The organism is Streptomyces brasiliensis, assembly GCF_014647875.1.
Lineage (GTDB): Bacteria > Actinomycetota > Actinomycetes > Streptomycetales > Streptomycetaceae > Streptomyces > Streptomyces brasiliensis.
The window spans coordinates 16,222-37,947 of the sequence record NZ_BMQA01000004.1 but is presented as its reverse complement, the minus strand read 5'-3'; the positions used below and the strand labels follow the sequence as shown (position 1 = coordinate 37,947).

Below are 21,726 nucleotides of genomic sequence, written 5' to 3'. Positions count from 1 at the left end.
GTCATCCCGGAGATGCAGGGCGCTGTATCCACAGGCCGATGCGGTGGTCGGAGTCTTCTGCGAGAGTGAGGCCATGGGGGAACGGGACGTGTGGGCAGCGGCGTTCGCGGTGGCGTGCGCGGCTGTCGTTGTGCTCGCGGTCGCGCTGGTGCGCACCCGGCGCCGGTGGCTGACGGCGGTGGGGGAGCGCGGCTGGCTGCTGGAGCGCGAGCGGGAGAGCGCCGCGCGGACCGCGGTCGCGGCCGAACGCGACCGGATCGCCCGGGAGTTGCACGACATCGTCAGCCACAACGTGAGCCTCATGGTCGTCCAGGCCGGCGCCGCCCGCGAGGTCCTGGGCACCATGCCCGACGAGGCGGCCGTCGCCCTGCGCGCCGTGGAGGACACGGGACGCGGCGCGATGACCGACCTGCGCCATCTGCTCGGCCTGCTGGCGCCGTCACCGACCGGCGAGGACACCGACCCGGGCACGGGACGTGCCGACGACCCGGGCCCGGGCACGGACCTGGCACCGCAGCCCGGTCTGGACCGGCTCGGCGCACTCGTCGACCGTATATCGTTCGCCGGACTGCCCGTCGACGTACGGATATCCGGCGAGCCGCGCCCGCTCCCGCAGGGCATCGAGGTGACCGCCTACCGCATCATCCAGGAGGCTCTGACCAATGCCATGCGGCACGGTGACGGCGGCAAGGCGGAGGTGACGGTGCGGTACGCCGACCATGCCCTGCGCGTCGAGATACTCAACACCGGCCCGAGCGTGCTGACCGGCGCCGTGGTGCCGCTGCCCGCGCGCCCCGGGCCGGGCACGGGACGCGGACTGCTGGGCCTGCGCGAGCGCGTCGCGGTGTACGGCGGCGACCTGGACGCGCGGCGCCGCCTAGGCGGCGGCTACCGCGTCCGGGCCCGCATACCGCTGGACCGGCCGTGAACCCGGGCGCACCGACGCAGGCCTCCTCGACACCTCCGCCAGGCCGCCCGGCGAACCGCTTCGTCCGTGGAAGGACCACCGATGACACCCGCAACGCACCCGGAAGGACCACCCGTACCAGTCACCGATCCCGCACGTGTGCCCCGCGTGCTGATCGCCGACGACCAGACCTTGATCAGGACCGGCTTCCGGCTGATCCTGAACGCCCGCGGCATCGAGGTGGTGGGCGAGGCGGCCGACGGCGCCGAGGCCGTGGCGGCGGTGCGTGAACTGCGGCCGGACGTCGTGCTGATGGACATCCGCATGCCGAACATGGACGGCCTGGAGGCCACCCGGCGCATCCTGGAACGGCACCCCGACTGCCGGGTTCTGATACTCACCACCTTCGACCTGGACCGGTACGTGTACGAGGCCCTCACGCTCGGTGCCAGCGGCTTTCTGCTGAAGGACGTCACCCCGGAACACCTGGCCGCCGCCGTACGGCTGGTCGACACGGGCGACGCGCTGCTCGCGCCGTCGATCACCCGGCGTCTGGTCGAGCGTTACGCCGCCGAGGCCGGCCGGGCACCCGCCGTGCACGCCGACCTCGTCGTCCTCACACCCAGGGAGCGCGAGGTCCTGACGTGGCTGGGGCGCGGCCTGTCCAACACCGAACTGGCCGCGGAGCTCTGCCTCAGCGAGGCCACCGTCAAGTCCCACGTGGCCCGCATCTTCGCCAAGCTGGGACTGCGCGACCGCGCCCAGGCCGTCGTCCTCGCCTATGAGACGGGACTGGTCAGAGCAGGGGAGCGCTGAGCGCCGGCAACCTGTTCCCCGGCCCAGGGCGCGGCTGTTCGGACGCCCGGAGGAAGCGGGCATAACGGGCACTGAGGGTAAGAAGTCGTTGTGAACTGACGTGGTGAACGTCACCGGCTGGCCGTTCAACTGCTGGTGGTCACCCGTGCTGCGCGGGGACCCGACGGCGCCTCGGCCTTCTCGTGCGAGATGCTCAGGCTGACCGAGGGTGGCACCGCCCTCTACGCTGCCGCCAACCTCTCGCGAGTCCGGCGGCGGGGCTCAGGGCGCGTTCGTCGGAGCCGCGGCCCCCAACAGCGTCCGGGCGCAGGTACTTGCCTCGACGTCCGGGCGTAGGTGCTTGCCTCGCACCCCGGCGTAGTAAGACTGTCTACAGCACTGTCGACCCACTTCTCAGAACTGGATCCCATGAGCGCCATCTCCGTCGGTCAAGCCGTCGTCCTCGGAGTCGTCGAGGGGGTGACCGAGTTCCTGCCCGTCTCCTCCACCGGCCACCTCAAGATCACCGAGGGGCTCATGGGCATCCCCGTCGACGACCAGTCCGTCGTCGGGTTCTCGGCCGTCATCCAGGTCGGCGCCATCGCCGCCGTGCTCGTGTACTTCTTCAAGGACATCGTGCGGATCGTCTCCGCCTGGGGCCGCGGTCTGCGCAACCGGGAGGAGCGCTACCACCACGACTACAAGTTCGCCTGGTGGGTGATCTACGCCACCATCCCGATCGTCCTGGTGGGCCTGGCCGCCAAGCCCCTCATCGACGGCCCCCTCGCCTCTCTTTGGGTGGTCGCGGGCTCGCTGATCGTGGGCAGTGGTGTGATGTGGGCGGCCGACCAGATGGGCCGGCACAAGCGGGGTGAGGACGACACCTCGTTCAAGGACGCGATGCTGGTCGGCTGCTCGCAGATCCTCGCGCTGCTCTTCCCCGGCTTCTCCCGCTCCGGCGCCACCATGTCCACGGCGCTCATCCTCGACCTGGACCGGGTGGCCGCCACCCGTCTCTCGTTCTTCCTCGGCATCCCGGCTCTGACCGGCGCCGGCCTGTACGAACTCAAGGACGCCCTGGGTGCGGGTGTCGGCGCCGCGCCGCTGGTCGTCGGCACGGTGGTCTCCTTCGTCGTGGCCTACGCCTCCATCGCCTGGCTGCTGAAGTTCGTCGCCAAGCACTCCTTCAACGCCTTTGTGCTCTACCGGATCGTCATCGGTGTGGCCCTCTTCGGTCTTCTGGCCACGGGCGCCCTCGACGGCTGAGACAGTTCGGAGATCCGACCGTCGCCGGTCGACCGTCCCGGGCGTGAAGCCTCCACGACAGGCTTCACGCCCGTCGTCCTTTCACGCCTGAGACCCCTGTCACCTCGCCTCACCTTGACAGCGGCCCCGTCCCACCGGACCATCAACACGTGAACCTGTCAGACAGCCAGACAGGTGGCTCCGGACCGCGGCGCGTCAGCGCGATGGAAGCGGTGCTCGCCCACCTCCGCAACGCCATCGAGCGCGGCGAGTACGCCATAGGCGACAAGCTCCCGTCCGAGGCGGAGCTGTGCCGCACGCTCGAGGTCTCCCGGCCCGTGCTGCGCGAGGCGCTGCGGGCCCTGCAGACGATGGGCCTGACGGTCTCCAAGACCGGCAAGGGCACCTTCGTCGTCGCCAGTGCCGTGGAGGACCCCACGTTCGGCGACTACGCGGCCAGCGACCTGCTCGAGGTGCGCCGCCATATCGAGATCCCCGTCGCCGGGTACGCGGCGCTGCGCCGCACCCCGGAGAACCTCGACCGCCTGGCCCACCTCCTGGACCGTATGGAGCGGGAGACCGACACCACCGCATGGGTCGCGATGGACACCCTCTTCCACCTCGCCGTGGCCGAGGCCGCGCAGAACCCGGTATTCCGTCGGCTGATCGAGGAGATCCGGGACGCGCTCGCACGGCAGTCGGCCTTCCTCAACGAACTGGGCGGCCGCCGCGAGCAGTCCAACCGCGAGCACCGGGCGATCGTCGAGGCGCTGGCCGACGGTTCCGAGCACGACGCGGTGGAGGCCATGAGCCACCACCTCGACCGGGTCGAGACGACCCTCACCGACATCGTGCGCTCCTCGCGCGGAGACACGACCGCAGAACGCGCGGACACCACCGCACCAGGCCGGGCCGACGCGTGAACCCCACGCGAGCCCACTCCACCCCACCAGTGAGCCGGACAGCCATGTACAGCACCTCTCCCGCGGACGCACCCCTCGTCCGCGAACCCCTCCACGCCCCCGTCGCCCACCTCATACGCGGCGGAGTCGTCGAGGGCATCCACTACGGTTCCGTCGTCGTCCTCGGCGCCGACGGCGACGTCGAGTTCCAGCTCGGCGACATCGAGGCCGCCTTCTACCCGCGCTCGGCACTCAAGCCCGTCCAGGCCGTGGCCATGGTGCGGGCGGGTCTGCCGCTCGACGGCGACCTGCTCTCGCTGGCCGCCGCCAGCCACTCCGGCGAGGAACGGCATCTCGCCGGCACCCGCCGCATCCTCGTCCTCGCCGGCCTCGCCGAGGACGACCTGCGCAACGTCACCGACATGCCGTACGACCCCGCCGTACGCGACAACTGGGTGCGCGCGGGCCGGCTGCCCTCCCGGCTCGCCCAGAACTGCTCCGGCAAGCACGCCGCCATGCTCTGCACGGCCAAGCTCAACGGCTGGTCCCTGGACGACTACCTCGACCCGGCCCACCCCCTCCAGCAGACGATCGCCGAGAGCGTCGAGGACCTCAGCGGTCAGCGCGTCGCCCGGGTCACGGTCGACGGATGCGGTGCGCCCCTGTTCGCCGTCTCTCTGCACGGCCTGGCCCGCGCGTTCGCCCGTGTCGCCTCGGCCGCGCCCGGCACCCCCGAGGCGCGTGTCGCCGATGCGATGCGCGAGCACGCCGAAATGGCCTCCGGCGCCGGACGGGACGTCGCCGCGCTGATGCGGGCCGTGCCCGGGCTGCTCGCCAAGGACGGCTTCGAGGGCGTCCAGGTCGCCGCACTGCCCGACGGTCGTGCCGTCGCGGTCAAGATCGCCGACGGAGCGAACCGGGCGCGCATCCCGGTCGCGGCGGCCGCGCTCGCTCGCGCGGGCGTGGACCCCGAGTTGCTGACCGAGTTCGCGGGTGAGCCGCTGCTCGGGGGAGGGGAGCCGGTGGGATGCGTTCGTCCGGTGCGTGCGCTTGACCCGGCTCCGCTCACTGCCTGCGCGTAGTTCTGCCGATTCCCGATGAGGAACTGCGGGCCGCCGCCGGTCTGCGAGCCGCGTGTGGCTGGTCGCGCCCACGCGGCGGAGCCGCAAGTCGATACCGCCCGCGCCCCTTGCGGGGGCGCACTCACCTCCGTACCCCGAAAGAGGACCCCCGCCCTCATGACCGCCGCGACCCGACGCGAGCACGACCTGCTCGCCGACCGTGACGTCCCCGCCCACGCGTACTGGGGTGTCCACACCCTGCGCGCGACGTAGAACTTCCCCATCACCGGCACCCCGATCTCCGCGTACCCGCATCTGATCGACGCCCTGGCCGCCGTCAAGGAGGCCGCCGCCCTCGCGAACGAGGAACTCGGCCTGCCGGCGCCGGGAAAGGCCGCCGCGATCGTCGCGCGCCTGCCGGGAGATCCGCGCCGGAAAGCTGCACGACCAGTTCGTCGTCGACGTCATCCAGGGCGGCGCCGGCACCTCGACGAACATGAAAGCCGACGAGGTCGTCGCCAACCGGGCGCTGGAGCTGCAGGGTCACGCGAGGGGGCAGTACCGGTACCTGCACCCCAACGAGGACGTCAACCTCAGCCAGTCCACCAACGACGTCTACCCGACCGCCGTCAAGATCGCGACCGTATTCGCGGTGCACGGCCTGCTCAAGGCGATGGCCGTGCTCCAGGACGCCTTCGCCCACAAGGCCGTCGAGTTCCGCGAGGTCCTGAAGATGGGGCGTACCCAGCTCCAGGACGCGGTGCCGATGAGGCCGGGGCAGGAGTTCTCGGCGTACACCGTCATGCTCGACGAGGACCGCGGCCGGCTCGCGGAGGCCCTCGAGCTGATCCATGAGATCAACCTGGGCGCCACGGCCATCGGTACGGGCCTCAACGCGCCTGCGGGATACGCCGAATCGGCCCGCCGCCACCTCGCCGGCATCACCGGCCTGCCGCTGGTCGCCGCGGCCAACCTGGTCGAAGCCACCCAGGACTGCGGCGCGTTCGTCCAGATGTCCGGCGTCCTCAAACGCATCGCCGTCAAGCTCTCCAAGAGCTGCAACGACCTGCGCCTGCTGTCCTCGAGGCCGCGCGCGGGCCTGGGCGAGATCGATCTGCCGCCGGTGCAGGCCGGTTCGAGCATCAATGCCCGGCAAGGTCGACCCGTTGATCCCCGAGGTGGTCAACCAGGTCGCCTTCGAGGTGATCGGCAACGACGTCGCCATCACCATGATCGCCGAGTCCGGACAGCTCCAGCTCAACGCGTTCGAGCCGGTCATCCTGCACTCCCTGTCCAAGAGCGTCGCGCACCTGCGCAACGCCTGCCCGACCCTCGCCGAGCGCTGCGTCTGCGGCATCACCGCCAGCACCGAGGCCCTGCGCGCGAGCGTCGAGAACTCCATCGGTCTGGTCACCGCCCTCAACCCGCACATCGGGTACATGGCCGCGACCGACATCGCCAGGGAGGCCCTCACCACCGGCCGGGGCGTGGCCGAACTCGTCCTGGAGAAGAGGCTGTTGCCCGCCGAGACCCCAGCCGATCTGCTGCGCCCCGAGACCGTCGCGGGCAGCGGTGCGCCTGCCGCCTGATCTGCCACAACGCGCCGGGGCCGGCCCGGAGGCACAATGGTGATCATGGCAACGACGTCGTCGCTCACCTACCTGCCGGTCCTGGAGCGCATCGCCGAGGAAGTGGACCGGACGCCGGGCCGCGGGCGTCCCGCCGACTACATCCCGGCGCTCGCCGCGTGCGATCCGCGTCGCTTCGGCATGGCCGTCGCCGAGCTGGACGGCACGGTCTACGGGGTGGGGGACTGGCGGCAGCCGTTCTCGACGCAGTCCATCACCAAGGTCTTCACCCTCGCCCTCGACCTGGCCCGCGAGGGCGACGAACTCTGGGAGCACGTGAGCCGTGAGCCCTCCGGCAACCCGTTCAACTCCCTGGTCCAGCTGGAGTACGAGAACGGCATTCCGCGCAACCCCTTCATCAACGCGGGCGCGCTCGTCGTCACCGACCGCCTCCAGACCCGTACCGGAGACGCGGCCGGGGAGCTGCTGACGTTCCTGCGGGCGGAGAGCGGCAACCCGGAACTGGACTTCGACCGGGAGGTCGCCGCCTCCGAGGCCACGCACGGCGACCGCAATGCGGCCCTCGGCCATTTCATGGCGTCGTACGGCAACATCGACAACCCGGTGCCGGTGCTGCTCGACCAGTACTTCCGCCAGTGCTCCGTCGCCGCCTCCTGCGCCGACCTCGCTCTGGCCACCACCTTCCTGGCCCGGCACGGCATCCGCGCCGACGGCACCCGGCTGCTCACGCGCAGCCAGGCCAAGCAGGTCAACGCGGTGATGCTGACGTGCGGGACGTACGACGCGGCGGGTGACTTCGCCTACCGGGTCGGGCTGCCCGGCAAGAGCGGTGTGGGCGGCGGCATCATCGCCGTCGTCCCGGGCCGCTGCACCCTGTGTGTCTGGAGCCCGGGCCTGGACGAGCGCGGCAACTCGGTGGCGGGGGTGGCGGCGCTGGACGGATTCACGACGCTGACGGGACTGTCGGTGTTCTGAGACAAGTGGACTTGTCGACATGCGTCGGTGAACTCGTAGTCAGGAACGCACAGTCACCCCGCCACACGCAGGTCTTTCGCCGGCTGCCGCACACAGAGGTCACACGTCGGCTGCCGCGCAGAAGGCCGCTCGTCGCCTTCCGGCCACCCCGTGTTGACACGATTCCCGAGTGTTGGCCATGGCTTTCCCCGTCGATCTCCGCCGCTGCCAGGTACTCGGTCTGGCCGGTACCGCCTTTCTCGCGTTGGGTGGTGAGACGGCCGGTGCCCTGCCTGTCGAGGATCTCCTGGCCCCCGCCTCGGCCCAGGCGGTCCTCGGACTGGTCGGGGTCTACTTCGGCGTCGTCCTGCTGATAGCGGCCTGGGCACTGCTCGGCCGCCTCGTGCGCAGCGACGAACCGCCCACCCCGCGCGCCCTGCTCCTCGTCCTCGCCCTCTGGGCGACCCCGCTGCTGCTCGCGCCGCCGCTGTTCAGCCGGGACGTGTACAGCTATCTCGCGCAGGGTGCCATGGTCGATGCGCACATCGACGTGTACGCGCACGGACCCGCGCAGCTCGGCGGCCCGCTCGCGGACGAGGTCGCCCCGGTCTGGCAGCACACCGCCGCCCCGTACGGCCCCGCGTTCCTCGGCCTCGCCTCCGCCCTGTCCGCGCTCACCCGCGGTGAACTGCCCGCCGGACTCTTCGGGATGAGGCTCGTCGCCCTGCTCGGTGTCGCCCTGATGGCGGCCGCGCTGCCCCGTCTGGCCCGGCACAGCGGAGCCGACCCGGCCGCCGCCCTGTGGCTGGGAGCCCTCAACCCGCTCGTCCTGCTGCACCTGGTCGCCGGCGCCCACAACGACGCGATCATGCTCGGTCTGCTCGGTCTCGGCCTGGTCGCGGCGCTCGGCCGGTGGCCGGTGCTGGGCGCCGTCCTCGTCACGCTCGCCGCCCTGGTCAAGGCGCCCGCCGCACTCGGGCTCCTCGCGGTGGTGGTCGTCCAGGTGCACGCGGGCCGCCGCCCGGCGCGGGCCGTGCTGACGACCACGGCCACGGCCGCGGCGACCACTGTGGCGGCCACGGCCGTCGCTGGTACGGGATACGGCTGGATCGGCGCCCTGGACACCCCCGTCTCCCCGCACAACTGGGCGCTCACCAGTCTGCTCGGCCGCGCCACCGGCGCGCTGCTCGAACACCTCGGCAGCGATCTGGCGCCGCTGGCCGTGCCGGCCTGGCACGTGCTCGGCCTGGCCGTGACCGCCGCCGCCGTGCTCTTCATATGGCTGCGGCTGCGCCCGCGCCCGGTGTACGCGCTCGGCCTCAGCCTCGCCGTGGTGGCCGCGTTCGGCCCGGCGATCCGTCCCTGGTACGCGCTGTGGGGTCTGTTCCTGATCGCGGCCGCCGCGCCCACCACCTCGGTGCGGCACCGGGTCGCGGCCGTGACCGGCGCACTCGCCCTCGGCGTGATGCCGAGCGGCGGGCCCGTGGACACCGGCCAACTGGTGCTGGCCGTCTCGGGCGGAGTGCTCGCCGTGGTCGTCCTGTGGCAGGCCCACCAGGCCACTCAGGCCCCGGCCATGGAGCGTACGGCGTGAAGGCGCCGAAGTGGCCCGCGACCGACCGGGGCCGGCTGCTGCTCGTCCTGATGCTGGCCGCCGTCGTCACCGCCTTCACGGTGACCGTGCCGCTGCTGCGTGACTGGTTCGACCTGCGCGTCTACTACGGGGCGGTCGACACCTGGGTCCACCACGGCGGGTGGATCTACGACTACCGGGTGCCCGGGACGGCGTACGGCTTCACCTACCCGCCGTTCGCCGCGGTCGGCATGCTGCCGATGGCCCTGATGGGTCTGCACACCGCGATCGCCGTCGCCCTGCTGTTCAACCTGGCGGCGCTGGCGGTCGTGCTGCGGATTCTGGCCGGGCCGCACTGGCGGCGGTACGGCTGGTACGGCTGGTGCCTGGCCCTGTGCGGGCTCGCCCTGTTCGAGCCGTTGCGCGACACCTTCAGCTTCGGCCAGGTGAACCTCCTGCTGCTGGCCCTTGTCCTCGGCGACAGCTGGCTGCTGTCGACCGGCCGGGGCCGCTGGGCGGGGGTCGGCATCGGGCTCGCCGCCGCGATCAAGCTCACGCCCGCCGTCTTCATCGGCCTGCTGCTGCTCACCCGCCGGTGGCGCGCCGCCGCGGTCGCGACGGCCGTCGCCCTGGGCGCGACCGCGCTCGCGGCCTGGGCGGACCCCGCGGCCTCGCGCTTCTACTGGACCGAGGCGCTGTGGGACACCAGCCGGGTGGGCCGGCTCGACTATGTGTCGAACCAGTCGCTGCAGGGCGTGCTGGCCCGGCTGGGCGAAACGGAGCGGCCCCTGTGGGCGACCGCGGTCCTGCTCGTGCTGTGCGTGTGGGCGTGGCGGGCGCGCCGGGCCGTCGCGGCCGGGGACTGGATCGCCGCGTTCGCCCTCACCGGTCTCACGGCCTGCCTCGTCAGCCCGATCACCTGGGTGCACCATCTGGTCTGGCTGCTGCCGTCGTTCGCCGTACTGGCGCGCGCCGGGTACCCGCGCGTCGCGGGCGCCCTCTACGCGGTGCTGTGCACCAGCGTGGTGTGGCTGTGGTTCGAGGACGCCTCCGGCGTCGACGGGTTCCTCGGCAGCAACACCTACACGTGGATCACGCTCGGCCTGCTGTTCTGGCTGCCGGTGGGTCAGCCGCGTGCGGACCGCGCGGCCTTGACCCGCAGCGCCAGTGCCACGGCTCCGGCGCCCAGCCCGGCCATGCCCGCGATGGCGCCCGTGCCCGGCCAGCCGGATCCGTCGTCGGGCACCGACGACGCGGCCGCCGCCGGAGCCGGCACCGGTGCCGGCTTGGACGCGGCGCGCAGCGCGTCGAGCGAGCCCACCGGATCGACGTGCCCGGCGGCGGCGAAGCCCCAGTCGAGCAGCGCCCGTGCCTCCTCGTACACGGCGAACCCGCCGCCCTCCTGAGGGTTCATCACCGTCACCACGAGGGTGTGGCCGCCGCGGTGCGCGGCGGCCACGAGCGTGTTGCCCGCGTTGCTGGTGTAGCCGTTCTTGATGCCGATCAGGCCCGGGTACGGCGCCACGCCGTCGTGGCCGGTCAGCAGCCGGTTTGTGTTCTCGATGCCGTACGACCCGCCGTCGCCCGGGAATCCGGCCGAGGCGGTGGAGCAATATCGGGCGAAGTCCGGGTTGCGCAGCCCGGCCCGACCGAAGACGGCCAGGTCGAACGCGGAGGACACCTGGCCGGGGGCGTCGTAGCCGTCGGGTGAGACGACATGGGTGTCGCGGGCGCCCAGGGCGCGTGCCTTGACCTGCATCCGTTGGGCCGTGGTCTGCCAGCCGCCGTTGAGCGCCGCCAGGACGTGGACGGCGTCGTTGCCCGAGCTGAGGAAGACTCCGCGCCACAGGTCGGCGATCTCGTACGTGTGCCCCTCCTCGACGCCGACCAGGCTGCTGCCGGGGCCGACGCCGGCCAGCTCTTCCTCGGTCACGGTGTGCCGGACGCCGGCGGGCAGGGCCGGCAGCACGGTGAGGGCGAACAGCGTCTTGAGGGTGCTGGCCGGGGGCAGCTTCCGGTGCGCGTCGTTCGCGGCCAGCACGTCGCCGGTGCCGGCGTCGGCGACCAGCCACGACAGCGCGGAGACCTCCGGCACGGCAGGGGCATCGGTGTGCGGCCTCACCTGCGTCCCCGAGCGGTAGAGGAGGGCCGATTTCGGCGCCGAGGCCGCTTGTCCGCCCGGTGGGCTGGGCTCCGTGCCGCCGGAGCGGGCGGCGGCCGCGGGTGGTGTGAGCGCCAGGACGCCTGCCACGCACAGGGCGCAGGCCGACACGGCCACACGAGAGGAGAATCCGATAGGCATACGATCAACCTAGGAATGGCGTCGCCCCACGCCACGCCGGCCGGGCCGAACGGGTTCGATGAGCAACCCGGATGCCGCACGTGGCCCGCCCGGGCGCGCCACCGTTCGGTCAGTCCGCCGGCAGCGTCGGCCGGATCCGGCGCAGGAACGTCGCGTTGTCCGGGGTCTCCCGCATCCGCTCCAGCAGCGTCTCCAGGCCGGCCGGACCGCCGTCCCGGGACTGCAGGGCGCGCCTGAGGCCGCGTACGGCCGTCAACTCGGCCGTGGACAGCAGGAGTTCCTCGCGCCGGGTGCCGGACGGAGTGAGGTCGACGGCCGGGAACAGCCGGCGCGAGGCCAGCTCGCGGTCGAGGCGCAACTCCATGTTGCCCGTGCTCTTGAGCTCCTCGAAGAAGTAGCCGTCGGCACGCGAGCCGGTGTCCACCAGCGCGGTGGCGAGGATCGTGAGCGATCCGCCCTCCTCGGCGTGGCGCGCGGCGCCGAAGAACCTCTTGGGTCCGAGCAGCGCCGCCGCGTCGACGCCACCGCTCAGGGTGCGGCCTCCCGAGGCGGCCGCGTTGTTGTGGGCCCGGCACAGCCGGGTGAGGGAGTCCAGCAGAATGACGACGTCCTCGCCGTCCTCGACGAGCCGCTTGGCCCGTTCGACGACGAGGTCGGCGAGCGCGATGTGCTGCCTGGGTGCCCGGTCGAACGTCGAGGCGTACACCTCGCCGCGCACGGAGCGCCGCATCTCGGTGACCTCCTCGGGACGCTCGTCGAGGAGCAGCACCATCAGGCGGCACTCGGGGTGGTTGCCGGCGACGGCCGCCGCGATCTGCTGGAGCAGCACGGTCTTGCCGGTCTTCGGCGGCGCCACGAGGAGCCCGCGCTGGCCCTTGCCGACGGGCGCGAACAGGTCGGTGACCCGCCCGGCCAGACCCGCCGCGGGGTGTTCGAGGCCGATCCGCTCGCTCGGGTGCAGCGGAGTGAGGTCGCGGAACTGACGGCGGCCGCCCAGTTCTTCGGGCGCACGGCCGTTGACATGCCCGATCTCGGTGAGGGAGCGCTGCGCGCCGCGGACGCCCTCGACGAGGTCGCCCTTGCGCAGCCCGTACCGGCGGATCAGCGCCGGGGACACCTGGGGGTCGGCGGGCGAGGCCAGGAGGCTCTCGGCCGCCCGCAGCTGCCCCTTCCCCTGCGCGTCGATGTCGAGGACACCGGTGACGAGCCGGAGGGCCTTGGACTGCTGTTCCACGGGAGGGTGTTCGAGTGTGGTGGTCATGATGAGTGGTCCTTTCACGGACGGGTGGCCTGGCATCAGGCATGCGGAAGAGGGGGGAGGAGCCGCGGAACGAGGGCGTACGAACGCGCTCGGCGGCGGAGAACACCTCGGGTACGGCGGTGCTACGACCCCTGCTCACGAGGTGTGCGGAAAGGCTGAGGTGCCGACCGAAACGGTGGGCGGTTCAGCGGTCTGAGGAAGAACTGGCACCGGCGCCCGCAACGGGGCGTACACAAGCGCTGACCGCACTCTACCACTCGGGGTGGGCGCGCGGCTGTGGGAGACGCCTCAGCGGCTTGCCGGCAGACCGTACAGGAGCGGGATCCGCGGCTCGGGAAGGCACCACCAGCCGGGGGCCGTCCAGACCATCCGCGGCCAGCGGGGCCACGGGGGCTCGTCGCTCTCCGTCAGCCGGCGGATGCTCATCCCCGCACCCAGCAACGCGTTGACGACCTCTCCTGTTCCGTGCATCCACTCATAGCTGTCGGTCGCTCCCTCGACGGCCGGTCCGTCGGTGTAGGTGTGGGTCGCGTCCCGGTGCACGGCGCCGGAACCGCCCAGGTAGTCGTGGAGCAGCAGCAGTTCGGGGCCCTCGCCGGGCGCGGGCTTGGGACCCAGCGCGTTCAGCAGCGGATGGAACTCGACGACGTACAGCCGCCCGCCCGGCCGCAGGAGCCGGGCGACGACGTCCGCCCAGCGCTCGAGGTCGGGCAGATAGCGCAGCGCACCCTTCCCGGTGTACACGACGTCGAACCGCCGCCCCTCCAGGGCTTCGACGGCGTCGTACACGTCGGCCCGGACGTAGGAGACGTCGAGCCCTGCCTTCTCCGCGATCCCGCGGGCGGCCATGACCGATGCCTCGGAGAAGTCGAGCCCCACGGTCCGTGCCCCGCGCCGCGCGAAGGCGAGCGTCTCCGTGCCCAGGTGGCACTGCAGGTGCAGCACGTCCAGGCCCGACACGTCCTCGAGGTCGTTCCATTCGAAGGCGCCGAACCAGCGGTCGGGTCCGGGTGTTCGTGGAGTGCGTAGAACCGGCTGGCCACATGGACCGGGGTGCGGGCGTCCCAGTTGGCCTGGTTGGCGCGCATCATCCGGCGCTGCTCGTCGTCGGTGGTCACAGATGTCATCCAACCGCGAACGGCCGGTGACCGGTGGGAGGAGCGCCGGATCGGCCGCCGTTTGGCACGATCGCGGCCGTCCCGGCAGAATCGAACGCCGTACGACGTCAACCCGCCTCCCGTACCGAGGAGTTCCGGTGGACACGCCGCACCGCTTCGACCCCGCCGGTGGCTGCCCGCACGCCGCCAACGCCCGGCTGCTCACGCGCGGCGCCGTCGCGCCCGTGATGCTTCCGGGCGAGCTCGAGGGGATGGCGGTGCTCGGGCACGCGGCACTCAAGGAGTTCCTCACACATCCCGGAGTCGCCAAGAACGCACGGCACTTCGCCGCGCTGCGGGACGGGCGGATCCCCGAGGGCTGGCCGCTGGCGACCTTCGCGACGGTACAGGGGATGACCGCCGCCGACGGGGCCGACCACCGTCGGCTCAGGTCGCTCGTGAGCAGTGCGTTCACGGCGCGGAGGATGGAGGAACTCCGGCCCGGCATAGAGAAGTTGACGTCCTGCCTGCTCGACGGCCTCGCCCGCGCGGCCGAGGCCGAAGGCGGAGTCGCCGACCTGCGGCGGCACTTCGCGATGCCGCTTCCCATGGGCGTCATCAGCGAACTGCTCGGCGTGGACGCGCGTTACCGGGACCGGCTGCACCAGCTGTCCAGCCAGGTCGTCGCCACGGACATCACGCCCGAGCGGGCCGTCGCCGCCAATCGTGAACTCGTCGCCGTCCTCGGCGAGATCGCGGCCGCCAAGGCGGAACGGCCGGGCGACGACCTCACGAGTGCGCTCATCGCGGCCCACGACGAGGACGGCGACCGGCTGAGCCGACCTGAACTCATGGGCACGCTCGTGCTGATGATCGTCGCCGGACACGAGACGACCCTCAACCTGATCACCAATGCCGTCCGGGCGCTGTGCGGGCACCGCGACCAGCTGGACCACGTGCGCGCGGGCGAGGCGAGCTGGGGCGAAGTGGTGGAGGAGACGCTGCGGTGGGACGCGCCGGTCAGCTTCTTCCCGTTCCGGTATCCGGTGCGGGACCTGACCGTCGACGGGACGCTCATCCCGGCGGGCACGCCCGTCCTTGCCGGGTACTCCGCCGCCGGGCGTGACCCGGCCGCGTACGGCCCGGACGCCGGCCGCTTCGACGTCACGCGTCCCGCACGCCCGGACGCGGTACGCAGTCTGTCGCTCGGGCACGGCGCCCACTACTGCCTCGGCGCTCCGCTGGCCCGGCTGGAGGCGACCATCGCGCTGGAGCGGCTGTTCACGCGCTTCCCCGGGCTCGAGCTCGCGGTTCCGGAGGCCTCATTGGCCCGCCACGCCAGTTTCGTCGGCAACAGCGTGCGGACACTTCCCGTGCGGCTCGTGGGCTGACGCGGGAGGGGCCGGGCCGGGCGGCCTGCCGCGCGTCGGCGGCTCGCGCGGTTCGTGCCGCGCGTACTTTGTCGATCCGGGGTGTCGATCCGGGTCGCTCCCGTTCGTCGGTGGGGTGCAGGAAGCTCATGAACACCGGGAGGAACCATGAAGTACATGCTGCTGGTCTGCGGCGACGACACCGCCGACGCCTCCGGCATGGCGCCCGTCGAGCCCTGGGTGGAGGAGCACGGCGTCCGCAGCGGTGCGCGGCTCTACGGCCACCGGCTGCGCCTGCCCGTCGAGGCGGTCACCGTACGGGTGCGGGACGGTGAGGTGCTGCGCTCCGACGGCCCGTTCGCCGAGACGAAGGAGTACGTCGCCGGGTTCGACGTCGTGGACTGCGCGAACCTGGAGGAGGCCGTGGCGATCGCCGCGCAGCACCCCGTGGCGACGATCGGCGCGATGGAGGTGCGGCCCTTCTGGGACGAGGGCGGCGAGGACGCGGAGACGGCCGTCCGCCGCATCGACGCCGAGCTGACCGAGGCGGCGCTCGAGCGCGACGTCGACCGGACGATGGCCTGCTATGCCCCGGACGTCGAGGCGTTCGGTCTCCTCGACGGCGAGGTGCGGATCGGCACTGACGCCCTCCGCAAGGCCGTGGCGGAATGGTTTGCCACGCTGAGCGGGCCGATCCACCGGGAGGTTCTCTCCCTGCGGGTGCGGCCGGGCGAGGGCAGCGCCTTCAGCCACGCCCTCGTGCGGGTGCGCGGCACCCGCGGCGACGGCGAACCGCTGGACCGTGTGGTCCGGGTGACCACCGGCTACCGCGACGCCGGCTTCCGCTGGCTCATCGACCACGAGCACCTCTCGGTGCCGCTCGAGGGCGGCGTGACGAAGGAGCGGCCGTGAAGTACGTGCTGTTCATCTGCACACCGGCCGGCGGCGAGGAGCTGAGCCCGGCCGAGATCGCCGACGACCCGCGCTTCACCGCTTACATCGACGAGGTGCGCAGCCGAGGCATCGGACGGGGCGGTGCGCGTCTGCGCCCAGGGTCCGACGCCACCACCGTCCGCGTCCAGGGCGACGAAGTCCTGCTCAGCGACGGCCCGTTCGCCGAGTCCAAGGAGTACGTCGCCGGCATCGACATCGTCGAGGTCACCGACCTCGACGAGGCCATCTCTCTCGCTTCCCGGCACCCCGCCGTACTGGCCGGGGGCTCCGTCGAGGTGCGGCCGGTCTGGGAGTGAACGACACGAACGACGTCGAGGAGGCGGTCGCGGTCGCCTTCCGCGAGGAGTGGGGCCAGGTCGTCGCCACCCTGATCCGGGTGACCGGCGACTGGGACCTCGCCGAGGAGTGCGCCCAGGACGCCTTCGCCCAGGCCCTCGACCGGTGGCGGCGCGACGGAGTGCCGCGCCGCCCAGGCGCCTGGCTCACCACGACCGCCCGCAACCGGGCCCTGGACGTGCTGCGCAGACAGGCGGTGGGGAAGGAGAAACTGCGGGAGGTGGCCGTGCTGACGCGCGACGGGGAGCCGTACGACGACGACAGCGGGGTCGGGGACGACCGGCTGCGGCTGATCTTCACCTGCTGCCACCCGGCACTCCCCCTCGAGGCCCGCGTCGCGCTCACCCTCCGCACCCTCGCCGGACTGACCACCTCCGAGATCGCCCGCGCCTTCCTCGTCCCCGAGGCCACCATGGCGCAGCGCCTGGTGCGGGCCAAACGCAAGATCCGAAACGCCGGCATTCCGTACCGCGTCCCGCCCGCGCACCTCCTGCCCGAGCGCACGACAGGGGTGCTGGGCGTGCTCTACCTGCTGTTCAACGAGGGCTACGCGGCCACCGCGGGCGCCGACCTGGTGCGCACGAACCTGTGTGCCGAGGCCATCCGCCTCGCCCGCGTCCTGGCCCGGCTCATGCCGGACGAACCCGAGACGCTCGGCCTGCTGGCCCTGCTGCTCCTGCATGACGCCCGCCGCGCCACCCGGGTCGACGGGGCCGGTGACCTGGTCACGCTGGAGGACCAGGACCGCACCGCCTGGGACCGCGCCGAGATCGACGAGGGCGCCGCCCTCCTGGAGACGACGCTGCGCCGGGGCAGGCCCGGCCCGTACCAGATCCAGGCCGCCATCGCGGCCTGCCACACCACCGCCCCGACGGCCGAGGACACCGACTGGGCCGACATCGCCGCGCTCTATGGCGCACTCCTGCGCCATGTGCCCTCCGCCGTCGTACGCCTCAACCGGGCCGTCGCCGTGGGCATGTCCGAGGGACCGGAGGCCGGCCTGGCCCTGGTGGCGGAGCTGGAACGGGAGGGCGACCTGGCCGGATATCACCTGCTGCCCGCCACCCGCGCCGACCTGCTCCGCCGCCTCGGCCGCACGGGCGAGGCGGCGGAGGCGTACGCGCGGGCGCTGGAGGACGTCGAGAACGACGCGGAGCGAAGGTTCCTCGAGAAGCGGCTCGCGGAGTGTCGATCCGCGTGAGCCCGGTTCGTCGGTGGGGTGCAAGAGATCCGACGGACGCAACCGGAGACTCCCATGACCGACACCTTCGTACGACCCGCCGCACGCCTGCTCGCCGCCCTCACGCGGTCGCGCCACCGGGAACAGCGCCCGCCGGAACCACCGCCGGCCGACCGCGGTCCCGGCACCCCGGAACTCTGGCTCGCCGCCCTGCGGCTGTGGGGCTGACCGGTCCCGCGCCGCTCCTGGTGCGGTCGCTCACGCGGAGCGGGCCTGCGCCTCCCGCGCGATGCGGTCGAAGCGGGCGCCCATCGCCTCGGCCAGGGCGTGGGCGCCCGACAGCGGGCGGACCATGACCGTCAGGTCGGCGATGAGCCCGGCCTCGTCGACCTGGATGAAGTCGCAGCCGCTCAGCTCCCGGTCGCCGACGCGAGCCGTGAACACCAGGGCGTGGTCGCGGCCGTCGGCACCGGCGAGCTCGCGCTCGTACCGGAAGTCCTCGAAGACCTGCGCCACCTCGCGCAGGATCGCCGCGGTGATCGCCCTGCCCGTGTACGGCTTGAAGACGACCGGGCTGCGGAAGACGACGTCCTCGGCCAGCAGCGCCTCGACGGCGTCAAGATCCCGTGCCTCGATCGCCTTGCGGAACGCACGCATCGAATCACCACCTCATATTCAATTTCTTGAGTAGGTGCCGATGAGAATAGTCACCGACTGCTAACGTGTCCATATGTCCCTCAAGTACGCCGTCCTCGCCGCGCTCCTGGAAGGCGAGGCCTCGGGCTACGAGCTGTCGAAGGTCTTCGACGTTTCGCTCGCCAACTTCTGGCCCGCCACCCCGCAACAGCTCTACCGGGAACTGGAGCGCCTCGCGCAGGACGGCCTGATCGAGGCGCGGGTGGTGCAGCAGGAGCGCCGGCCCAACAAGCGGATGTTCACGCTCACCGAAGCCGGCCGCGCGGATCTGCGCGGCTTCGCCGCCGAGCCACCACGCCGGCCCACCGCCATCCGCGACGAACTCCTCATCAAGATCCAGGCCATGGACGGCGGCGACGCGCGGGTGACGCGTGGGCTGATCGAGGAGCGCATGTCGTGGGCGCGCGGCAAGCTCGCCCGATACGAGCGGGTGCGCGAGCGCCTCGTCGACGGGCGGACCGAGGAGGAGTACCTGCGCACGGCGGACCGCGTGGGGCCGTATCTCACCCTGATGGCCGGGATCGCCTTCGAGGAGGAGAACGTCCGCTGGTGCCATCGCGTTCTCGCCGTCCTGGACCGGCGAGTTCCCCTAGGCTGACCGGATGTTCAGCCCTCAAGGCCCCACGCTCCGCGAACTCGCCGTGCAGGCGCTGTCGTCCGTGGAGCACGGCTACGACCTGCTCGCGCCGAAGTTCGACCACACGCCCTTCCGGACGCCCGACTCGGTGCTGGAGTCGGTCGCCACGGCACTGGTCGGCACCGGTCCCTTCGAGGACGGGCTCGATCTGTGCTGCGGCACGGGCGCCGGGATGGACGTGCTGGCGCGGGTGTGCCGGGGAAGCGTCACGGGGATCGACTTCAGCGCGGGCATGCTCGACGTCGCCCGGCGGCAGCCGCGGCCGAGCGGGCCGCGCGTCGCCTGGGTGCGCGGCGACGCCCGCGCCCTCCCGTTCTCGTCCTCCTTCGACCTGGTGGTGAGCTTCGGGGCGTTCGGCCACTTCCTGCCGCGCGAACTGCCCGGACTCTTCGGCCAGGTCCACTCCGTGCTCCGGCCGGGCGGCACGTTCGCCTTCCCGGTCCTCGCCCCGCCCCGCCCGTCCAGGCCGGGCTTCTGGGTACTGCTCGGCTTCGACGCGGCGATGCGCGTCCGCAACGCCGTGTGGCGCCCACCGTTCGTCATGTACTACCGGGCGTTCCGACTCGGCGCCGTCCTGGACGAGTTGAAGCGCACCGGCTTCGAGACCGGCCTGCACCCCCTTCCCGAGTTCGGCCGCCGCGCCGACGGCAGCCCCCGCGCCCGGCTGATCGCGGCGCGGCGGCTGCCCTGACGAGGGCATGGACGAATCCGAACGCACCGTCGCCCGGCGCCGGCCGAAATGACCGCGGGCGTAGTGGTGCTTCCCGGTGACGGCCGGCCTTCATGGGCCCGACTGTGTCAGACCGCCGACGGCAGGGTGAACTCGTAGACCAGTGTGTCCTGCTGGGCGTCCACCACGAGGTCGGTGATTTCCAGTGGGCGGGCGTACTGGTCGTGGACGCGGCGGGTCACCCGTACCGACGAGGGGTCCGCGTGCTGGGTGATGGCATCCCGGTGGTGCAGGGTCAGGCCCGCTCCGCGCATTCAGTCGTAGGCCCGGCGCAGCTGAGCGGCCGCCGCGCCGTCGGCGCGGTCGCGGTAGCGGCCCAGCTCCTCCACCTCGGCGAGCGCCACCGTCGAGAACGACGTCACCGCGGTGCGCAGGGTACGGCCGTCGGGCGCGGCCGACTCGTAGCGGTGCACCAGCGTCGGCCGCAGCGGGGCGAGACCCAGCGCGGCGGCGTGCTCCGGCGGGGGCGCCTCCCAGGCCACCGTGGCCCGGTCCGCCGCTCACGGTTCGGCGGACCGCGCGCCCACCGGGAACGCGAGCGACACCGGGTCCGCCACCGGCCGGCCGGTCAGGGTGGCGTGGCTGCCCCGCCGGTCGGCGGCCACCGGACCGTCGCGTCGCAGCACGTCCAGCGCCTGCCGTACGGTCTCTCTGCCGACCCCGAAGTGCCCGGCCGACTGCCGTTCGCCCGGCAGCCGTTCACCGGGCGGGATGGTGCCGTCGCGCAGTTCGCCGAGCAGTTTCGTGGCGATCCGCCAGTACAGCGGCGGGGACTGGCCGTCGGTCCGTGTGTGGTCGTGGGGGATGGTGCGGGCCATGCCGCGCCTCCTGTTGGTCACAAGACGTAGCCGCGTGGGCTCATTGCGCGGCCACATCCAGCATTGGTCTAAACCACTAAGGAAGGGCGGCCCGCCGAATCGGCCGAAACCGATCCGCGCGCCCCGTGTCACAGCGCGCTGTACAGCGCCTCCACCAGGGCCGTCTTCCGTGGATCATCGGCGATGTGCGGCCCCATCCGGTTCATCACGTAGCCCAGCGACACCCCGGCCTCCGGATCCGCGAGCCCGCAGGAACCGCCGAAGCCGTCGTGCCCGAAGGCCCGCGGATTGCGGCCGTACGAGCCGTTCGGCCCGCTCAGCCACACGCCGAGAGCGACCTCCGTCTCGTGCTGGAACCCGGCCCCGAGCACCAAGTCCCGGCAGCTGCCCTGCCCTTCGCGCACCCGCTCGGCCGCCTCGGCGGACAGGACGCGCCGGCCGCCGAAGGAGCCCCGCCCGGCATAGACGCCGTACAGCGCGGCGACGGCCCGCGCCGTGCCGTGCCCATTGGCGGCCGGGATCTCGGCGGCCCGCCACTCCGGCGTGTTGGCCTGGGTGGCGCCCACGACCGGATTGGTCAGCGCCGCGATCGCCGCGGGCGACAACTGGCTGAAGATCGCGGCCTGTTCACTGGTCGCCGCGGCCCGTGGATGCACCATCTCGGCCGCCCGGCCGGACTCCTTCTCCGGCAGCCCGATGGTGAAGTCGATCCCCATCGGCCCGGTCACCTCCCGCTCCAGGAACGCGCCCGGCAGCAGCCCCGAGACCCGCCGCACCACCTCGCCGACCAGGAAGCCGTACGTCAGCGCGTGGTATCCCGACCGTGTCCCCGGCTCCCACCACGGCTCCGTCGCCGCGAGCCGGGCGGTCGTCAACTCCCAGTCGTAGAGCTGCTCCAGAGAGTGCGGCTCGCGCAGCCCGGCGAGGCCGGCGCGGTGCGACAGCAGATGCCGTACGAGGACCCGCTCCTTGCCCGCCGCCGCGAACTCGGGCCAGTAGTCCGCCACGGGCGCGTCGAGGTCGAGCAGTCCCCGGTCGGCCAGGATGTGCGCGCACAGCGCCACCGGGCCCTTCGACGTCGACCACACGTTGACCAGCGTGTCCCGCTCCCACGGCCGGGTGCGCGCCGGGTCGGCCCAGCCGCCCCACAGGTCCACCACGGGCTCGCCGTCGACCGTCACCGCCACCGCGGCGCCGAGCTCGTCCCGGTCCCGGAAGTTCTCCTCGAACGCCTGCCGCACCGCCGCGAAGCGTGCGTCGCAGTGACCGTGAACGTCTGCCACGTGCTCGGACATGGGCCCTCCGTCGTCCGCCGGAAT

At 72.4% G+C, this 21,726-nt stretch carries 18 protein-coding genes and 4 pseudogenes; 16 read left to right on the top strand and 6 right to left on the bottom strand.

Annotated elements, in window-relative coordinates; genetic code table 11:
* Positions 1-73 precede the first annotated feature (73 nt).
* The 9 genes and pseudogenes from IEZ19_RS07875 (at position 74) to IEZ19_RS07835 (ending at position 10,432) form a co-directional block, all read left to right on the top strand.
* Complete coding sequence (locus IEZ19_RS07875; protein WP_189310367.1) at positions 74-928, top strand: sensor histidine kinase; 855 nt, start codon at positions 74-76, stop codon at positions 926-928.
* Positions 929-1,009: 81 nt separating this feature from the next.
* Positions 1,010-1,723, top strand: coding sequence for a response regulator transcription factor (locus tag IEZ19_RS07870; RefSeq protein WP_308428936.1), 714 nt, complete (start codon positions 1,010-1,012; stop codon positions 1,721-1,723).
* Between the two features lie 408 nt (positions 1,724-2,131).
* Entirely contained in the window at positions 2,132-2,968 is an 837-nt protein-coding gene (locus tag IEZ19_RS07865) for an undecaprenyl-diphosphate phosphatase (protein WP_189310366.1), read from the top strand.
* 149 nt (positions 2,969-3,117) lie between these two features.
* The gene (locus IEZ19_RS07860; RefSeq protein ID WP_189310365.1) at positions 3,118-3,870 is read left to right on the top strand and encodes a FadR/GntR family transcriptional regulator; all 753 of its coding nucleotides are present in this window, start codon (positions 3,118-3,120) and stop codon (positions 3,868-3,870) included.
* Positions 3,871-3,914: 44 nt separating this feature from the next.
* Positions 3,915-4,931 (top strand): asparaginase, encoded by a 1,017-nt coding sequence (locus IEZ19_RS07855; RefSeq protein ID WP_189310364.1) that lies wholly within the window; start codon positions 3,915-3,917, stop codon positions 4,929-4,931.
* A gap of 156 nt (positions 4,932-5,087) precedes the next feature.
* Positions 5,088-6,499: pseudogene (locus IEZ19_RS07850) on the top strand (aspartate ammonia-lyase).
* A gap of 36 nt (positions 6,500-6,535) precedes the next feature.
* Complete coding sequence (locus IEZ19_RS07845; RefSeq protein WP_189310363.1) at positions 6,536-7,474, top strand: glutaminase; 939 nt, start codon at positions 6,536-6,538, stop codon at positions 7,472-7,474.
* Between the two features lie 178 nt (positions 7,475-7,652).
* Positions 7,653-9,047: a polyprenol phosphomannose-dependent alpha 1,6 mannosyltransferase MptB gene (mptB, locus tag IEZ19_RS07840; RefSeq protein WP_189310362.1), complete on the top strand. Its 1,395-nt coding sequence runs from the start codon at positions 7,653-7,655 to the stop codon at positions 9,045-9,047.
* A gap of 50 nt (positions 9,048-9,097) precedes the next feature.
* On the top strand, positions 9,098-10,432 hold the full coding sequence (locus IEZ19_RS07835; RefSeq protein WP_189310616.1) for a glycosyltransferase family 87 protein: 1,335 nt from the start codon (positions 9,098-9,100) through the stop codon (positions 10,430-10,432).
* 59 nt (positions 10,433-10,491) lie between these two features.
* On the opposite strand, the pseudogene IEZ19_RS50495 reads toward IEZ19_RS07835, so the two are convergent.
* The 3 genes and pseudogenes from IEZ19_RS50495 to IEZ19_RS07825 all read right to left on the bottom strand — a co-directional run.
* Positions 10,492-11,328: pseudogene (locus IEZ19_RS50495) on the bottom strand (D-alanyl-D-alanine carboxypeptidase family protein); the annotation flags it as partial.
* 109 nt (positions 11,329-11,437) lie between these two features.
* The gene (gene rho, locus IEZ19_RS07830; protein WP_189310361.1) at positions 11,438-12,589 is read right to left on the bottom strand and encodes a transcription termination factor Rho; all 1,152 of its coding nucleotides are present in this window, start codon (positions 12,587-12,589) and stop codon (positions 11,438-11,440) included.
* Between the two features lie 288 nt (positions 12,590-12,877).
* Positions 12,878-13,716, bottom strand: a pseudogene (locus tag IEZ19_RS07825) (class I SAM-dependent methyltransferase).
* A gap of 128 nt (positions 13,717-13,844) precedes the next feature.
* Here IEZ19_RS07825 and IEZ19_RS07820 point away from each other — a divergent pair.
* The 5 genes from IEZ19_RS07820 (at position 13,845) to IEZ19_RS07800 (ending at position 17,754) form a co-directional block, all read left to right on the top strand.
* The gene (locus IEZ19_RS07820; protein ID WP_229840045.1) at positions 13,845-15,077 is read left to right on the top strand and encodes a cytochrome P450 family protein; all 1,233 of its coding nucleotides are present in this window, start codon (positions 13,845-13,847) and stop codon (positions 15,075-15,077) included.
* A gap of 147 nt (positions 15,078-15,224) precedes the next feature.
* On the top strand, positions 15,225-15,968 hold the full coding sequence (locus IEZ19_RS07815; RefSeq protein ID WP_189310359.1) for a nuclear transport factor 2 family protein: 744 nt from the start codon (positions 15,225-15,227) through the stop codon (positions 15,966-15,968).
* On the top strand, positions 15,965-16,306 hold the full coding sequence (locus IEZ19_RS07810) for a YciI family protein (RefSeq protein ID WP_189310358.1): 342 nt from the start codon (positions 15,965-15,967) through the stop codon (positions 16,304-16,306). The genes IEZ19_RS07815 and IEZ19_RS07810 overlap by 4 nt, the downstream gene beginning before the upstream one ends.
* Positions 16,303-17,547 carry an RNA polymerase sigma factor gene (locus IEZ19_RS07805; protein WP_189310357.1) on the top strand — a complete coding sequence of 415 codons (1,245 nt, stop codon included), beginning with the start codon at positions 16,303-16,305 and terminating at the stop codon, positions 17,545-17,547. Before IEZ19_RS07810 ends, IEZ19_RS07805 begins: the two co-directional genes overlap by 4 nt.
* Positions 17,548-17,601: 54 nt before the next feature.
* Positions 17,602-17,754 carry a hypothetical protein gene (locus tag IEZ19_RS07800; protein ID WP_189310356.1) on the top strand — a complete coding sequence of 51 codons (153 nt, stop codon included), beginning with the start codon at positions 17,602-17,604 and terminating at the stop codon, positions 17,752-17,754.
* Between the two features lie 30 nt (positions 17,755-17,784).
* On the opposite strand, the gene IEZ19_RS07795 is transcribed toward IEZ19_RS07800, so the two are convergent.
* Positions 17,785-18,183 carry a nuclear transport factor 2 family protein gene (locus tag IEZ19_RS07795; RefSeq protein ID WP_189310355.1) on the bottom strand — a complete coding sequence of 133 codons (399 nt, stop codon included), beginning with the start codon at positions 18,181-18,183 and terminating at the stop codon, positions 17,785-17,787.
* A 73-nt stretch (positions 18,184-18,256) separates the two neighbouring features.
* Between IEZ19_RS07795 and IEZ19_RS07790 the strand changes: the two genes are divergently transcribed.
* Together IEZ19_RS07790 and IEZ19_RS07785 are read left to right on the top strand one after the other, a co-directional pair.
* Positions 18,257-18,820 carry a PadR family transcriptional regulator gene (locus tag IEZ19_RS07790; protein ID WP_189310354.1) on the top strand — a complete coding sequence of 188 codons (564 nt, stop codon included), beginning with the start codon at positions 18,257-18,259 and terminating at the stop codon, positions 18,818-18,820.
* Between the two features lie 4 nt (positions 18,821-18,824).
* Complete coding sequence (locus tag IEZ19_RS07785; protein ID WP_189310353.1) at positions 18,825-19,550, top strand: class I SAM-dependent methyltransferase; 726 nt, start codon at positions 18,825-18,827, stop codon at positions 19,548-19,550.
* 107 nt (positions 19,551-19,657) lie between these two features.
* On the opposite strand, the pseudogene IEZ19_RS07780 reads toward IEZ19_RS07785, so the two are convergent.
* Together IEZ19_RS07780 and IEZ19_RS07775 are read right to left on the bottom strand one after the other, a co-directional pair.
* A pseudogene (locus IEZ19_RS07780) lies at positions 19,658-20,407 on the bottom strand (GntR family transcriptional regulator).
* Positions 20,408-20,535: 128 nt separating this feature from the next.
* Entirely contained in the window at positions 20,536-21,702 is a 1,167-nt protein-coding gene (locus tag IEZ19_RS07775) for a serine hydrolase domain-containing protein (protein WP_189310352.1), read from the bottom strand.
* Positions 21,703-21,726 lie beyond the last annotated feature (24 nt).